This is a genomic window from Vibrio sp. 2096, assembly GCF_033339595.1.
GTDB classification, from domain to species: Bacteria; Pseudomonadota; Gammaproteobacteria; order Enterobacterales; family Vibrionaceae; genus Vibrio; species Vibrio alginolyticus.
This window is the reverse complement of record NZ_JAWOUX010000012.1, coordinates 43,537-60,285: the sequence shown is the minus strand read 5'-3', so window position 1 is coordinate 60,285 and position 16,749 is coordinate 43,537. Positions and strand designations below refer to the sequence as shown.

Genomic DNA, 16,749 nt, shown 5'->3' with positions numbered 1-16,749 from the left:
ATTAGATACTCAATAACAAAATATGGTAGTTCGACTGGTGAGTATTTGGGAACAGAATTATATAAAACTCAACTTAATAAGTAGTCGAAGATGGAAGATATCAGTTTAGCATCAGATTTAGTGATTTATCTGACTACGGTTGGAATTTTAGGTATATTTGCTTGGTTTTTGTTTGTTATTTATTTGAAATCCAAGTGGTTGAAGTATCTTGAAGATGCTCTTGATAATGGAGTTCGATACTACACTCTGAATATATTCTTATCAGGTCACGGAGTACTACAATATGGAACTGTTTTTCTGAGCACTTTTCATGCGAAACGATATAAAATGTTAGAGAAGAGGGATAAGGTTCCAATTCATATTCAACGATTGTTTGTTCTCTCATTCGTATTATTTATTTCAAGTACATCATGTCTTCTGGCTGGAGTTATAACTCATCATATTTATATAGAATAAAGGTTATTTAACAAGATTATAGTAATTTGACCTGAGTATTTCTATTTAATAGATAATTTAGAATGGACATATCAGTCTAAAGATTTAATTTTCTAGACTATACGGTTTACGCTTATATAGAGCCATTATATAACGGCAGAATATGCCAATAAAATGGTGATTACTAAGCTAACCGCCAAGGATGAGAACTCAAACGTTATCAAATTGTTAACGGTTGCTATACTTAAACGGTCATCAACACAGGTAAAAGGGATGTTCAATGTTTAAGTTTAAGCAAATCGCACTTGCTGCTTCTTTAGCGGCACTCACAACAGGCTTTTCTGCGTCTGCGGAGGAAACGTTTGTCACTATTGGTACCGGTGGCGTAACAGGGGTTTATTATCCGACTGGTGGCGCTATTTGTCGCTTGGTTAACAAATCGCGAGAAGATCACGGTATCCGTTGTTCGGTAGAAAGTACTGGGGGGTCGATTTATAACATCAACACTATTCGTGCTGGTGAATTGGACCTCGGTATCGCGCAATCAGACTGGCAGTATCATGCTTACAAAGGAACCAGTAAGTTTGAAGAAAGCGGGCCTTTTAAAGAGCTACGCGCCGTATTCTCCGTTCATCCAGAACCGTTTACTGTCGTTGCACGTAAAGACGCGAACATCAAAACTTTTGATGATTTGAAAGGTAAGCGCGTTAACATTGGTAATCCTGGTTCTGGTCAGCGAGGTACTATGGAAGTGCTAATGAACCAGTATGGTTGGAGTAACGACGACTTTAAGCTTGTCTCTGAGTTAAAAGCAGCAGAGCAATCAAAAGCACTTTGTGATAACAAAATTGATGCGATGATTTATACCGTTGGTCACCCAAGTGGAGCGATTAAAGAAGCCACTACGTCGTGTGATAGTAATATCGTAACGGTAGCTGGACCTAATGTAGAAAAACTGGTTGCAGACAACAGCTTCTATCGTGTCGCAAATGTCCCGGGTGGTATGTATCGTGGCACAGATAGTGATGTTCAAACCTTTGGTGTGGGCGCGACGTTTGTTTCTTCTACTGCGGTACCAGAAGATGTGGTTTATAACGTGGTTAAAGCGGTATTTGAAAACTTCGATGATTTCCGCCGTCTCCACCCAGCGTTTGCAAACTTGAAGAAAGAGGAAATGGTAAAAGACGGTTTATCTGCGCCTCTTCACCCAGGTGCGCTCAAATACTACAAAGAAGTAGGGCTGATTAAGTAAGCGTTACCTTCTCTTATTATTGATGTAAAACGCCATCTTTCTCGATCAATGCCACTCGTTTAACTGCGAGTGGCATATTTCTATCTCTCGTCATCCTGTACAGCGACGAAGGAGCGTGATACAGGATCTTCCATCCGAGCACTTTGTGATCAAAATGGTTTCATTAGCCGCTCAGTGTAGTGCTATTAGATTCCTAACCTCGCTGGAGTGACACAAAAAATCGTTAAGCTATCTGCATTAATCTTTCGCGCTGGTGTTTTTGTAGGAGTGTTATCCACTTGTACAAGTTTTGCTTAAACATAAACATCAATGAAAAAGTAGATAGTGATGAGAATAGAAGAAAGAGCAACAAACCCTTTAACATGATTGGGATTCAGTTGACGAGATACACGAGCTGCAAGATACCCACCTACCAACGTACCGACCAAAACAACACTACCTGTGTGCCAATCAATGGAGCCATTGGCAACAAAAATCACGATAGCAATGAGTGAAACACACGTAGATACGAGCAATTTCAAACCGTTCATTAAATTAATGTCTTGGTGACCAGCTACTACCAGATAACTCAGAACAATAACCCCTAAACCTGCGTTGAAAAAACCACCGTAAGCAGAGACACCAACAAGTAGTAAACCCAACGCGATTGCTCCGAGTATGCCAGCATGTTTGTGCTCTTTCGCGACAGTTTTGATTAGCATTGTTAAACGAGAACCGGTGAGAAAAAGCACGGTGGCAAATAAGAGTAACCAAGGGATGGCTTCCATAAATAGCGATTCTGGCGTGTTGAGCAACAGATATGCTCCGACAGCGCCGCCGACTAAACTGAATGAGACTGTGAACAGCAGTTCATGCTTGTTCTTCATGATCTCTTCTCTGAACCCGACGGCTCCACTAATGTAACCCGCACATGAAGCATATGTGTTTGTTGCGTTAGCCATAATAGGAGGAACACCAACTGCCAATAGAGCCGGAAAAGTAATAAAGCTTCCGCCTCCCGCTATGGAGTTAATGATCCCACCAATTACGCCAGCAATGAATAAAAGTGAGAGTTCTAAAAGCATAAACAATCCTTGTTATGTTCTTTTTCATTGTTAGAGCTTCAGATGATCTAACCTACATGCTCTAATGTTCTGATATGAGGTTTACTTTACCCGCTCTAAAACAAAATTGTTCAGTTCTGTAACGTTTTTGATGACATGAACGGCTTTACTTTGAGAGTACCCTTCGAGGCGATACATAAAGTCATCATTCCAGAATGCGGGGCATTGCTGAAGAACTTTGTAGCTTTGTAACGTTCCTTTCAGTACCGAACTACCGTCAGGCCAACCTTCAGGTTTTATGAATAGTCCTTTAAGGAGACGTTTCGTCACAAACCAATAGCTTACGGAGTATGGTAGATCAATATAAATGAGAGTATCGGCTGCATCTAAACGAGCGTTGAAAGAGCTGATCGGTCCAAGGCCATCTATAATCCAACGATCTGAGCTTAGTATATTGCTATGGGCTTCATCAAAAACGTTACGCTCGACGGGATCACCGTTTGGTTTATAGACTATTGAATCTAATTGATGAAGAGGAAGACCGGTAGCAGACGCGATTGCTTTACTTACCGTCGATTTTCCACTGCCGGGTTTACCAAAAACTGCTATTTTTTGCATTGTGACCGCCTCCAAGAGAGCTTTTCCCATACGGTAGAGACAGAAAACCCACCGCTATGGGTGGGTTCGATAAATACTGAGCGCATCAAAAAATCCCACCATTCCTATGGAATGATGATAATTCGTTGGTTAAGTTGCGCTAAGTGTGTGTTCATACAATCACCTTCATATAACGACAGTGATTTGTCAATACCATCTGCACAATAAGCGAACGATTTGGAGGGCGGAAGATAAAGCCATCACGATGGATGGCTTTATCTAGGTTGAAAGAGACAGCGATTACTGCTCAACGCTGACTGGCTGTGCTTTAAACTTTTGAATCAGCTTTACGATTAGTGGACTTGCCAATACCAATACAGCTAAAACAGTAAAGGTAAGGGTAATAGGACGCTCCCATAGGAAACTCAGTTCTCCATCTGAAATCATTAATGCGCGGCGTAAGTTCTCTTCCATTAATCCTCCAAGGATGAAGCCCAGCAATAAAGGTGCGAGCGGGAAGTTAGCGAGCCGAAGTGCAATGGCAGCCATAGCCACAATCAGCATCACGAACACATCCATAGTGTTAAAAGAGACCAAATAAACCCCGGTGATTGAGAAGAATAAAATCATCGGTAGAAGCACCGTTCTTGGAACCGCCAAAAGCTTTGAAATGTACGGAATCAATGGTAAGTTCAGGATCACAAGTACGATGTTGCCGAAGTACATGGAAATGATCACTGACCAGAACACATCTGGGTGTTCAACAAATAGGCGAGGGCCAGGTTGAATACCATAAGCGATCAGCGCACCGAGCATTATTGCTGTTGTACCAGAGCCCGGAATACCAAGCGTTAATAGCGGTACAAATGAACCACTAGATGCTGCATTGTTCGCAGACTCTGGCGCAACCAAACCACGGATACTGCCTTTACCGAACTCATCCTTTTTCTCTTTAGGTGCGAGGTTGCGCTCCATACCATAGCTTAAAAAAGCAGCAATGGTTGCCCCTGCGCCAGGAAGAACGCCAGTGAAGAAACCTAATATTGAAGAGCGAATTGAAACAGGCGCAACATCTTTGATTTCTTCCTTGGTCACTTTCATTGAGCCAATGTTGCTCAGCTTTTCTTGTTCTTCATCGCTGGTGTCTTTTGATGGTTTAAGGATGCCCATCAGTGTCTCACCCAGTGCGAATGTCGCCATTGCAAGCAACAAGAAGCTAAAGCCATCCATTAAATCCGTTAAACCGAAGGTAAAGCGTTCAACGCCTACGCCTTTATCGATTCCAACTGTAGATAGCATCAAACCAAGAATGGTCATCATCCACGCTTTGATTACCTGACCTTTCCCCGCAAAAGCCGCGACTGCTGATAACCCAAGTAGCATCAACGCAAAATAGTCCGACGATTGGAAGCTAAGGGAGACGCTAGCCAATGCTGGTGCGGCAACAAGCAACATAATGGCAGATAGTGTACCGCCAGTGAAAGACGAATAAGCTGCCAAAGCTAATGCTTTACCTGCCTGGCCTTTTTGAGCCATTGGGTAGCCGTCGAATGCTGTGACCACGGTTGAAGAACAACCCGGCGCGTTAATTAAAATCGACGATGTAGAACCACCAAATACCGCACCGTAATAAACACCCGCCATTAAAATAAGGCCAGAGGAGGGCTCTAGACCATAAGTAATTGGGATCATCAAAGCAATGGCTGAGATCGGCCCAAGTCCAGGTAACATGCCGATAAATGTACCGACGAAGCAACCAACGATCACCATCATAATGTTCATTGGCATTACTGCGGTGGATAAACCTTGTAGAATTCCATCTAACATAATTCAGTCCTTTCTTTGGCTACCAGATGGTGAAAATCAAACCCGGTTCGAGATAGATGTCCAAACCTTGAGTGAGTAATAAGTAGAACGCGATCACGAATGGAAACGACGCGCCAAACAGAACGGGTTTACGTCTTTCCCCGAGCAGATAAAAGCCAGCCAATAAAAACAAGCCAGTAGCTATCACAAAACCTAGATAAGTCAGGCCCACGCCGTAGAGCGCCATTAAAATTAAAAAGGCAATCAGTAACTTCCAATTGAAGGTCAGCACTGCGCCACTTTGTTTATCTGGTTGTCCTGTCACCAGCAATAGCAAAGAAAGGCCGACACCAACGTAAGTCAGGATGGTTGGCAGAGTGCGTGCGGTGAATGGTTCATACTCATCACCTGGAAACAATGGAATCTGCGAGGTTTGATAACCGTAGCAAAGACAGAAGAGTAGAAATATCATTGCGCCGACGCGGTCACGACAGAGCAAGTACTCTTTGGTGAAAAAGTTGGTTGAACGAGGCATATTCAACTCCTAACAAAAGTAAAAAAGACCGCATATGGACGTCAATGAATAAACTAAACCATTAACAATTAAGCATTTCGCTGCTAGTCGAGCCGCTTTGGGTATATAAACAAAGGAGTGTGCATGCCGATTGTCGACAATGTCCATATGCGGTGAAACTTAGAGTGCAAATACAATGGGGAAATACCAACCTACGTTATTCATTGAGGTTGGTATCTGAGGGACCCCAATTCGACTGTTACTTCAGGAAGCCTAACTCGCGCATTAAGTCACCCATCTGTTGCTCTTGATCTTCAAGAAACGCGAAGAATGCTTTATCCGCTTTATAGTTGTCGATCCAACCATTGCGGTCTCGAACGACTTGCCATTCGTCGGTGTTATACATTTTAGTAAATGCGGCATTCCATTCATCTAGCTTTTCTTGGCTTGTGCCTGGTGCTGCAAAGAATCCACGCCAGTTAGCAAAGACAGTTTCATTACCATATTCGGTGAGAGTTGGAATGTTAGGCGCAGCTTCTAAACGTTTTGGTGCTGTAATCGCTAACACTTTCACTTGCCCAGACTTAGACATTTCGAGTACTTCACCTAGCCCTGTAGAGAGCAGTTGTGTTTCGCCTGAAAGTAGGGCAGCCATGGCTTTTCCACCTGCATCATAGGCAATGTAACGAACTTTGCGCGCATCAAAACCTTCACCTTTGAAAGCTGCTGCTATAACCAAATGATCCATAGAACCACGAGCAGAGCCACCAGCAACCTTCACCTTACGTGGGTTTTCTTTAAAAGCTTTAACGACATCTTCCCAAGAGCTGTAAGGAGAATCGGCTGATGTAACAATGGCGCCATAATCGGCAACCGTTGCGGCAACAGGAGTCAAGTCGCGGAAAGATTGTGGGAAGATCCCACTGAGCGAACGAACGACGATCGGTGTTGAGTTCACCATGAGTGTATCTTCTTGACGATCAGCCGTTTCAATCAAATGTGCGATTGCTTTGCCACCGCCACCACCAGATAGGTTTTGAAATGATACGGTTTCGACGATGTCCGACTTTATTAATACATCACCAGTACCTCGGGCGGTCATGTCCCAACCGCCACCTGCACCTCCAGGGATAAGAAAGTGCATTTTTTCAATATCTGCAGCAAGAGCGTTGAATGAAAATGAAGCTGCGATGATTGAAGCGGCGAGCGTTGGTTTGAGTACCTTTAACATGTTCACGTTCCTTATGTTAGCGACTCTATTTAGTTGAGCCTTATTGTTTTTGCTCAGTTGTCATGCCTTGTAAGCGTTAAAGCTGAACTTGGTGTAAAGGTTAATTAAGTGTTAAATATCTGTCTGTAAAAGAGATATAAAGAGAATATTGAGCATTTCGGTTATTTTGTTCATAAAGTTCACGGCGAGAAGTTGGTGTTAGGTCACGCGGCTTTACGCTTTGGTAGGCCATAATAAAATGACGGAAAATGAACGAGGAAAAGAGAATGAAAGGGACGTGTTTGTGCGGCGCAATTGAAGTCATCGCTGAGGTTAAAAATGAGGTTAGCCTGTGCCATTGCTCTATGTGTCGAAAATGGTCGAGTGGCGCACTTCATGCGGTGCATTGTGGGCCTAACGTGACGTTTAAAGGTGGCGAACCTAAACGTTATCAGTCGTCAGACTGGGCGGTGAGAGGTTTTTGTGGCGAATGCGGCACAAACCTTTTCTATCATTTGTTGCCGACAGGTGAGTACATTCTTTCCGCTGGTTTGTTCGATAACCCAGATTTCAAACTCACTTTAGAGATTTTTACCGATGAAAAGCCAGCTTATTATGACCTCAATTCCGCTTCACAAAAGATGACTTCGCAACAAGTCTTTGATCAATTTGTACCTAAAGAATAGTTTTTTATCCGATTATTGTTCGACAGCTGAGCTTTTAGTTTTTAGATCATAAGCTTAAAGGTTTATAAGTTGTCGACAATGTGAACTCACCATTCTTTATTTCTGCTAAAAACGGCACTTAATAGGCATTTTAGGCCAATTTAAATTACGACCTTAGTCTAAATTGTCGACAATTTACTTGATTGTCGACACTTTGATCGACTACTTTATATTCAGGTTAAGAAATTGTAGACATTTCGATGTCGGTAACAAGAGTATCTGAATATGAACTCTGAGTTGAAAGCTCGTTATAAAGTGCTGGGTTCTGAGAAAGAACACACCAAATCCGAAACGCTGACCGAAACACTCATTGAAGTCATTGTTAATGGCGACGTGAAGCCTGGCCATAAGATATCAGAGCCTGAGCTAGCAAAGAAATATCAAGTCAGTCGTGGGCCTTTGCGTGAAGCATTGATGCGCTTAGAGGGGCTAGGGCTCATCGAGCGAATTCCTCATGTTGGGGCTAGAGTGACCACTTTTTCTCCGGAAAAGCTGATAGAACTTTATGCCGTTCGAGAAGCATTGGAAGGCATGGCGGCAAGGTTAGCTGCGCGACACATTACGCAAGAAGAGCTCTTAAGCTTGGAAATGCTATTGTCGACACATTCCAAGCATATAGACCAAATGGAAGGCGCGTCTTACTTCCATCAACATGGTGACTTTGATTTTCACTATCGCATCATCCAAGCGAGTAGAAACAGTAAGTTAATATCTCTGCTGTGTGATGAACTCTATCACTTATTACGGATGTATCGTTACCAGTCGCCACGTGCGCAATCTCGCCCGAATGAGGCGCTCACCGAACACAAATTCATTTTGGAAGCCATTCGCAATCGCGATGAAGAGCTTGCAGAAATGTTGATGAGAAGACACATATCAGGAAGTCGAAAGCTCATCCAATCTCAAATTATACATACAGAAAGTTTAGACAAAGACTAGAAGGAATTCGTCATGAGCTTAACACCGGGAGCGAAATTCAGACTCGCCATTGAACAAAATAATCCACTACAAATTGTCGGCACTATAAACCCGTATTGCGCCATGATGGCAAAAAACTTGGGTCACCAAGCGATTTACTTGTCTGGTGGCGGTATCGCAAATGCTTCATACGGATTGCCGGATCTCGGTATCACAACATTAAACGACGTTTTGGTTGATGTTGACCGTATTACTAACGCATGTGATTTGCCTCTTTTGGTTGATATCGACACGGGCTTTGGCGGTGCATTTAACATTGCTCGCACGATCAAAGCGATGGAAAAAGCGGGCGCGGCAGCGGTGCACATGGAAGACCAAGTCGCACAGAAACGTTGTGGTCATCGTCCGAACAAAGCAATAGTCAGCCAGCAAGAGATGGTTGATCGTGTAAAAGCCGCGGTTGATGCACGCAATGATGAAAGTTTCGTGATTATGGCTCGTACTGACGCGTTAGCTGTTGAAGGCATGGACAGCGCAATCGAGCGCGCGATTGCGTGTGTGGAAGCTGGCGCAGACATGATCTTCCCCGAAGCGATGACCAAGCTGGATCAGTACCTTCAGTTCTCAAACGCACTTGAGCAAGCAACTGGAAAGCACGTTCCTATTCTGGCCAACATTACCGAGTTCGGCGCAACGCCACTGTACGGCTGCGATGAGCTTGCAAAAGCGAAAGTCGATATGGTGCTTTACCCATTAAGTGCGTTCCGTGCCATGAACAAAGCTGCTGAAACGGTCTACAAACATTTGCTAGAAGTGGGTAATCAGGAAGCACTGGTTGATTCGATGCAAACACGTAAAGAGTTGTATCAGCACCTGAATTACCACGACTACGAAGACAAACTTGACCAGTTATTCTCTGAAGGGAAATAGCGGGGGAAAAGCAAAAATAGACGGAAGCCCAAGAAAAAGATAATCGGAATTTATCTCATCTAATAACGTGAAATTCGTTTGGCTAAAAACACCCCAGAGAGGGAAAAGTCAGACAGAAAAGGAGTTCAAACAATGTCTCAAACTGCAGAAAAGAAAGCAGAATTAGGTGGCGCAGGCCTTCGTGGTCAAAGCGCAGGAAGCACAGCTTTATGTACTGTCGGAAAAACGGGAACTGGTTTAACTTATCGTGGATACGATATTACTGATCTTGCGAACAACGCACAGTTTGAAGAAGTGGCTCACCTTCTGTTGCGCGGTCACTTGCCGAATCAACAAGAACTTGATGCGTACAAGACACACCTACTCAGCTTTAGAGGTTTGCCAGCCGAGCTAAAACAAGCTTTAGAGTTGATTCCTGCAAGCGCACACCCAATGGACGTAATGCGCACGGGTTGTTCTGTATTGGGTAACCTAGAGCAGGAAATGAGCTTCGAGGAGCAACTGAAAGCAACCGAACGTATGCTAGCCTTGTTCCCTGCCATCATCTGTTACTGGTACCGCTTTAGTCATGATGGCGTGCGTATCAACACCGAGGATCAGACTGAAGATTGCATCGGTGGTTACTTTTTGCGATTACTTACAGACAAAGCGCCATCTGCGCTGCACAAACAAGTGATGCATTGCTCGCTTATTCTTTATGCTGAACATGAGTTTAATGCTTCTACATTCGCAGCACGCGTTTGTGCATCAACGTTGTCAGACATCCATTCTTGTATCACGGCAGCAATCGGTACGCTTCGTGGACCACTTCACGGAGGTGCGAACGAAGCGGCGATGGAAATGATTGAAGATTGGCAAACGCCCGACGAGGCGGAAGCGAACATCATGAAAATGCTAGCCAATAAAGACAAGATCATGGGCTTTGGTCATGCGATTTATCGTGAAAGTGACCCTCGCAACGCCTTAATAAAACGCTGGTCCAAAGAGTTATCGAAGCAAGTTGGTGATACACATCTATATGCGGTTTCTGAGCGTGTTGAATCAGTGATGAAGCGAGAGAAAGGTCTGTTCTGTAATGCGGACTTCTTCCATGCATCGGCTTACCACTTCATGGACATTCCAACCAAACTATTTACCCCAATCTTTGTGATGAGTCGTTTAACGGGCTGGGCTGCACACGTTTATGAACAGCGTGCCAATAACCGTATTATTCGCCCAAGTGCTGATTACACGGGCCCAGATCATCAAGAATGGGTGCCTATCGAGAATCGCTAGCGCGAAGGTCAACGAGGGCATTATATGCTTTGGTTGACCACCTCCTTCCTTTGTCATTCTCTCTAACAGAGGAAGGAGATCCTCTCATCACTGTGTTTCTGGAGCAATGGAAAACCTTGATGAAGGCAAGATGTAAAGACTGAATGGAAGCAAACCATGAACACAAATATTAATACTCAATATCGTAAGCCGCTTCCGGGAACTCAACTGGATTATTTTGATGCACGCGAAGCCGTCAATGCCATTTCTCCTGGAGCCTATGAAACACTCCCTTATACCTCTCGCGTGCTAGCTGAGCAACTGGTCCGTCGCTGTGACCCGAACACATTGACAGATAGCCTGAAACAGTTAATTGAACGCAAACGCGATCTTGATTTTCCTTGGTATCCAGCACGCGTTGTTTGTCATGACATTCTTGGTCAGACCGCTCTAGTCGATTTAGCGGGTCTACGCGATGCCATTTCAGATCAGGGCGGCGATCCTGCAAAAGTGAACCCAGTGGTTGAGACACAATTGATCGTTGACCACTCTTTAGCGGTTGAACATGCGGGCTTTGACCCTGATGCCTTCGACAAAAACCGCGCGATTGAAGAGCGCCGTAATGAAGACCGATTTCACTTTATCGAGTGGTGTAAAACAGCGTTTGAAAACGTCAGCGTGATTCCAGCTGGGAATGGCATCATGCACCAAATCAACTTGGAAAAAATGTCTCCTGTGGTACAAGCAAAGCAGGGCATTGCCTACCCTGACACCTGTGTGGGTACGGACAGTCACACGCCTCACGTAGACGCTCTTGGTGTTATTGCGATAGGTGTCGGTGGTCTGGAAGCAGAAACCGTCATGCTTGGCCGACCATCAATGATGCGTCTACCAGATATTGTCGGTGTCAAACTGACGGGTAAACGTCAACCGGGCATTACCGCAACGGATATTGTCCTCGCGATTACTGAGTTTCTTCGTAATGAGCGTGTGGTATCTTCATATCTTGAATTCTTCGGAGAAGGCGCACGTGATCTAACGATCGGAGACCGCGCAACGATTTCAAACATGACACCAGAATACGGCGCAACAGCTGGCATGTTTTATATTGATGAGCAGACCATCAATTACTTGAAACTAACTGGTCGAGATGAAGAACAAGTTGCTTTAGTAGAAAATTACGCAAAACAAACCGGTCTTTGGGCAGACGATCTTGATAGCGCAGTTTACGAGCGTGTACTTGAGTTCGATTTATCATCAGTTAGCCGTAACTTGGCTGGTCCGTCAAACCCTCATCGTCGTTTACCAACTTCTGAGTTGGCACAGCGCGGTATTTCTGGAGCGTGGGAAGAGAAAGAAGGCGAGTTGCCAGATGGTGCAGTGATCATCGCTGCTATTACCTCATGTACGAATACTAGTAACCCAAGAAACGTGGTTGCTGCTGGCCTTGTGGCGAAGAAAGCCAACGAACTTGGTCTTGTACGTAAACCTTGGGTGAAATCGTCTTTTGCTCCGGGTTCTAAAGTTGCACGCTTGTATCTGGAAGAAGCGGGCTTATTACCAGAGCTAGAGAAGCTTGGCTTTGGCATTGTTGGTTACGCATGTACAACTTGTAACGGTATGAGTGGTGCGCTGGATCCAAAAATCCAACAAGAGATCATCGACCGTGATTTATATGCAACAGCGGTGCTTTCTGGTAACCGTAACTTTGATGGTCGAATCCATCCGTACGCCAAACAAGCTTTCTTGGCTTCACCACCATTGGTTGTCGCTTATGCGCTAGCGGGTACCATTCGTTTTGATATCGAGCGCGATGCATTGGGCTCGGACCAACACGGCAAACCAATTTATCTCAATGATTTGTGGCCAAGCGATGAAGAGATCGATGCAGTTGTCGGTACTCATGTTAAACCTGAGCAGTTTAAGCAAGTTTACATTCAGATGTTTAAGCTGAATGATCAAGAGCAAAATCCCAACCCGCTGTACGACTGGCGTCCGATGAGTACCTATATCCGCCGACCACCGTACTGGGAAGGTGCGCTAGCGGGAGAAAGAACATTGTCTGGTATGCGTCCATTGGCGATTCTGGGCGACAACATCACCACTGATCACTTATCACCATCCAACGCGATTCTCGCAAGCAGCGCTGCAGGTGAATACTTAGCGAAAATGGGTGTGCCAGAAGAAGATTTCAACTCTTACGCGACTCACCGTGGTGACCACTTAACGGCGCAACGCGCGACCTTCGCTAACCCAAAGTTGTTCAATGAAATGGTGAAGGAAAACGGCGAAGTCGTGCAGGGATCTCTGGCGCGTGTAGAGCCAGAAGGGCAGGTGGTTCGTATGTGGGAAGCGATTGAAACCTACATGAATCGTAAACAACCATTGATCGTGGTGGCTGGCGCGGATTACGGTCAGGGGTCATCCCGTGACTGGGCAGCAAAAGGCGTTCGACTGGCGGGCGTAGAAGCCATTGTTGCTGAAGGCTTTGAGCGTATTCACCGTACTAACTTGGTTGGCATGGGCGTACTACCACTGCAATTTAAGTCGGGCGTTAACCGCAATACGCTAGAGCTGGATGGTACGGAACTTTACGACGTGGTTGGAGAAATCAAGCCGGGCGCTGATTTAGCGCTGGTTATCACACGCAGCAACGGCGATAAAGTCGATGTTCCGGTTACTTGTCGCTTAGATACCGCTGACGAAGTTCACGTGTACAACGCGGGCGGTGTTCTGCAGCGTTTCGCGCAAGATTTCTTGGCACAATAAGGAGTGCGTATGGCAAATAATACTCCGAATCAAACAAGCCAAATAAAAGTGCCCGCGACGTACATGCGTGGCGGCACGAGTAAAGGTGTCTTTTTCAACCTAGAGGATTTACCTCAAGAAGCGCAAATGGCTGGAGCCGCGCGTGACAAGCTGTTGTTACGTGTTATCGGCAGCCCGGATCCTTACGCGAAGCAAATCGACGGTATGGGTGGTGCAACCTCCAGCACCAGTAAAACAGTGATTGTTTCGCGCAGTAGCCAAGACGGTCATGACGTTGACTATTTGTTTGGACAAGTGTCGATCGACAAACCATTCGTCGATTGGAGTGGTAACTGCGGCAACTTGTCTGCGGCAGTTGGTCCCTTCGCCATTCATGCTGGGCTGATTCCACAAGACCGCATTCCAGAAAATGGAATTGTGACGGTGCGTGTTTGGCAAGTGAACATAAGCAAAACGATTTTGATTCACGTGCCAATCGTCAATGGTTTCGTCCAAGAAACCGGAGAGTTTGAACTCGATGGTGTCACGTTTCCAGCGGCAGAAATTCAAGTGGATTTTGTTGATCCTTCCGATGGCGAAGGAAGTATGTTCCCAACGGGTAACTTAGTTGATGATTTGGTGGTGCCGGATGTGGGTACGTTCAACGCGACCTTTATTAACGCGGGCATACCAACCATTTTTATTGATGCTGAATCGATAGGATATCAGGGCACCGAGCTGCAAGACGATATCAACAACGATGACACAGCATTAGCGATGTTCGAATCCATCCGTGCATATGGCGCGTTAAAAATGGGCCTGATTTCTGATTTAGAAGAAGCTCAAACACGCCAACATACGCCGAAAATAGCGTTTGTTTCTAAACCGAAAAGTTACCTGTCTTCAAGTGGTAAAGCCGTTAATGAGTCGGATATTGATGTGCTCGTTCGCGCGCTGTCGATGGGCAAGCTACATCATGCAATGATGGGAACAGCAGCCGTTGCTATTGCTTCTGCTGCGTGTGTGCCCGGAACGTTAGTGAATTTAGCCGCTGGTGGCGGTGAAAAAGAGTCCGTGACTTTTGGTCACCCGTCAGGAACGTTAAAAGTTGGGGCACAAGCGAAGCAAACTGAGCAGGGCTGGGTGGTGCAAAAAGCCATTATGAGCCGAAGTGCGAGAATACTGATGGAGGGATTTGTGCGTGTACCCTTCTATGTCTTCGATTAAAAGAGACGATCTTTGGATTAAAAGAGCGATCTTTGAGTAGAACGAGAGCAATGTCAGGACATACTGGAGGAAGCAATATGTCTTCATACGAAAAAGAATACTTATGGGCGAAGAATGAACCGGAGAGTTTTTGGCGCGCTCAAGCGGAGAATCTCGATTGGTTTGAATCTCCTAAAACTATCTTGAAATCTGATGAAAACGGCATAGAACGTTGGTTTCCAGATGGTGTAATGAATACGTGCTGGTTAGCATTAGATTACCATTGCGAGCAAGGACGCGGTGATAATACTGCACTCATTTATGACTCGCCAGTGACAGGTCGTAAAGCCACGTACACCTATAGCGATCTACGTGACCAAGTAGCAAAAATTGCTGGCATGCTGTCTGCTCAAGGTGTTGAAAAAGGCGACCGAGTCGTTATTTATATGCCGATGATCCCAGAAGCCGCAATGGCGATGCTTGCCTGCGCGCGTTTGGGGGCGATTCATTCCGTAGTATTCGGTGGTTTTGCACCTAATGAGCTTGCTGTACGAATTGAAGATGCAGAGCCGAAAGTGATCATGACGGCGTCGTGCGGGATTGAGATCAACAAAGTCATTCCATACAAGCCAATGGTAGACAAAGCCATTATGGACAGCCGTTGGAAGCCTGAGAAAGTGTTTGTTTTCCAACGTCCAGAGTGCGACGCTGAGCTAAACCAAGAAAGAGACTTAGATTGGCAGCGAGAGTACAACCAAGCGCTGCCACATGGTTGTGTTCCGGTGTTAGCAACCGAGCCGCTCTACATACTTTATACATCGGGTACGACAGGTAAGCCGAAAGGCGTTGTGCGTGATAACGGTGGTCATGCTGTCGCGATGAAGTACTCCATGAGCGCAATCTATAACATTCCTCAAGATGGCGTCTTTTGGGCGGCATCTGATGTGGGCTGGGTAGTAGGGCACTCTTACATTGTTTACGCTCCACTGATTCACGGTTGCACTACTATCCTATTCGAAGGAAAGCCTGTTCGAACACCGGATCCTGGCGCATTTTGGCGAGTGTGTGATGAATACAAAGTAGATGCGTTGTTCTCTGCACCAACGGCGTTTCGTGCGATTAAGAAAGAGGACCCGGAAGGCGAGCACTTAAAACAGTACGACTTGTCGAATCTGAAAACTATCTTTATGGCGGGAGAACGCCTTGACCCTCCGACACTGGAGTGGGTTCAGAGCAAAGCGGACAAGCCCGTTATTGACCACTGGTGGCAAACCGAGACGGGCTGGGCCATAGCGGGCAACCCGACAGGTGTCGAAATGATGCCAGTTAAAGCTGGTTCTTCGACGAAGCCCATTCCGGGTTATCAGGTCGAGATTCTGAATGAACTTGGAGAGGCTGTCGGGCCTAACCAACAAGGCTTTGTCGCATTAAAACGTCCGCTACCACCAAGCTGTCTGCCAACGGTTTGGCGTAATCATGACCGTTTTGAAACTGGTTATCTTAGCCAGTTCCCAGGCTACTACGTGTCAGGTGATGGTGGCTATCTGGATGAAGACGGTTACCTGTTTATTATGGGACGTATTGATGATGTGATTAATGTCGCGGGACACCGATTGTCGACAGGTGAAATGGAAGAAATAGTAGGAGGCCACCCAGCGATTGCAGAATGTGCGGTGGTCGGTATCCACGATGATCTAAAAGGTCAGCTTCCACTTGGTTTTGTTGTACTGAAAGACGGCGTCAAAGTGGATGAGCTAGACCTTGAAGGTGAGCTTGTTGGCAAAGTGCGTAGTGAGATAGGTGCAGTTGCTTGCTTCAAGCATGCGTTGGTTGTAGACCGTTTACCGAAAACACGTTCAGGTAAAATTTTGCGTCGAACTATACGTCAAATAGCTGATGGTGAAAAATACACCGTTCCGTCAACGATTGATGACCCAAGTAGCTTGAACGAAATTGAGCGAGTGCTACGACGCTGAGAAAAACTCAATTCTAACTAACCCCTGATCCTCGAACTCTGTAGGTTGGTTCTGCCTCTGTACGTTTATTAAGTACAGGGGCTTTTTTGTTGCTCAAACAGTACAAACGTATCGTGAAAGCATTTGTGACTTGCC

General features: G+C 45.5%; 14 protein-coding genes. 9 read left to right on the top strand and 5 right to left on the bottom strand.

The features are described from left to right. Positions 1–90 precede the first annotated feature (90 nt). Both R7Q41_RS19210 and R7Q41_RS19205 read left to right on the top strand, forming a co-directional pair. The gene (locus R7Q41_RS19210) at positions 91–456 is read left to right on the top strand and encodes a hypothetical protein (RefSeq protein ID WP_017821699.1); all 366 of its coding nucleotides are present in this window, start codon (positions 91–93) and stop codon (positions 454–456) included. Between the two features lie 259 nt (positions 457–715). Further along, positions 716–1,687 (top strand): TAXI family TRAP transporter solute-binding subunit, encoded by a 972-nt coding sequence (locus R7Q41_RS19205; protein WP_005388171.1) that lies wholly within the window; start codon positions 716–718, stop codon positions 1,685–1,687. Positions 1,688–1,980: 293 nt separating this feature from the next. On the opposite strand, the gene R7Q41_RS19200 is transcribed toward R7Q41_RS19205, so the two are convergent. The 5 genes from R7Q41_RS19200 to R7Q41_RS19180 form a co-directional block, all read right to left on the bottom strand. After that, the gene (locus tag R7Q41_RS19200; protein WP_047102688.1) at positions 1,981–2,751 is read right to left on the bottom strand and encodes a sulfite exporter TauE/SafE family protein; all 771 of its coding nucleotides are present in this window, start codon (positions 2,749–2,751) and stop codon (positions 1,981–1,983) included. 81 nt (positions 2,752–2,832) lie between these two features. Continuing rightward, positions 2,833–3,348, bottom strand: coding sequence for an adenylate kinase (locus tag R7Q41_RS19195; protein WP_054728525.1), 516 nt, complete (start codon positions 3,346–3,348; stop codon positions 2,833–2,835). Between the two features lie 279 nt (positions 3,349–3,627). Continuing rightward, positions 3,628–5,154 carry a tripartite tricarboxylate transporter permease gene (locus R7Q41_RS19190; protein ID WP_005388177.1) on the bottom strand — a complete coding sequence of 509 codons (1,527 nt, stop codon included), beginning with the start codon at positions 5,152–5,154 and terminating at the stop codon, positions 3,628–3,630. Positions 5,155–5,173: 19 nt separating this feature from the next. After that, entirely contained in the window at positions 5,174–5,668 is a 495-nt protein-coding gene (locus tag R7Q41_RS19185; RefSeq protein ID WP_005377273.1) for a tripartite tricarboxylate transporter TctB family protein, read from the bottom strand. Positions 5,669–5,906: 238 nt separating this feature from the next. Beyond that, positions 5,907–6,878 carry a tripartite tricarboxylate transporter substrate binding protein gene (locus tag R7Q41_RS19180; RefSeq protein ID WP_005388181.1) on the bottom strand — a complete coding sequence of 324 codons (972 nt, stop codon included), beginning with the start codon at positions 6,876–6,878 and terminating at the stop codon, positions 5,907–5,909. 266 nt (positions 6,879–7,144) lie between these two features. On the opposite strand from R7Q41_RS19180, the gene R7Q41_RS19175 reads away from it, so the two are divergent. The 7 genes from R7Q41_RS19175 (at position 7,145) to R7Q41_RS19145 (ending at position 16,614) form a co-directional block, all read left to right on the top strand. Continuing rightward, positions 7,145–7,543: a GFA family protein gene (locus R7Q41_RS19175; protein WP_053304399.1), complete on the top strand. Its 399-nt coding sequence runs from the start codon at positions 7,145–7,147 to the stop codon at positions 7,541–7,543. Positions 7,544–7,807: 264 nt separating this feature from the next. After that, the gene (locus R7Q41_RS19170) at positions 7,808–8,521 is read left to right on the top strand and encodes a GntR family transcriptional regulator (protein WP_005377279.1); all 714 of its coding nucleotides are present in this window, start codon (positions 7,808–7,810) and stop codon (positions 8,519–8,521) included. A 12-nt stretch (positions 8,522–8,533) separates the two neighbouring features. After that, the gene (gene prpB, locus R7Q41_RS19165) at positions 8,534–9,430 is read left to right on the top strand and encodes a methylisocitrate lyase (RefSeq protein ID WP_005395068.1); all 897 of its coding nucleotides are present in this window, start codon (positions 8,534–8,536) and stop codon (positions 9,428–9,430) included. Between the two features lie 132 nt (positions 9,431–9,562). Continuing rightward, entirely contained in the window at positions 9,563–10,705 is a 1,143-nt protein-coding gene (prpC, locus tag R7Q41_RS19160) for a 2-methylcitrate synthase (protein ID WP_033906152.1), read from the top strand. A gap of 156 nt (positions 10,706–10,861) precedes the next feature. Further along, positions 10,862–13,453 carry a Fe/S-dependent 2-methylisocitrate dehydratase AcnD gene (gene acnD, locus R7Q41_RS19155; RefSeq protein WP_169629147.1) on the top strand — a complete coding sequence of 864 codons (2,592 nt, stop codon included), beginning with the start codon at positions 10,862–10,864 and terminating at the stop codon, positions 13,451–13,453. Positions 13,454–13,462: 9 nt separating this feature from the next. Beyond that, positions 13,463–14,659 carry a 2-methylaconitate cis-trans isomerase PrpF gene (gene prpF, locus R7Q41_RS19150; protein ID WP_158159669.1) on the top strand — a complete coding sequence of 399 codons (1,197 nt, stop codon included), beginning with the start codon at positions 13,463–13,465 and terminating at the stop codon, positions 14,657–14,659. 77 nt (positions 14,660–14,736) lie between these two features. Beyond that, positions 14,737–16,614 carry a propionyl-CoA synthetase gene (locus tag R7Q41_RS19145; RefSeq protein ID WP_170893401.1) on the top strand — a complete coding sequence of 626 codons (1,878 nt, stop codon included), beginning with the start codon at positions 14,737–14,739 and terminating at the stop codon, positions 16,612–16,614. The last annotated feature ends 135 nt before the right edge of the window (positions 16,615–16,749 follow it).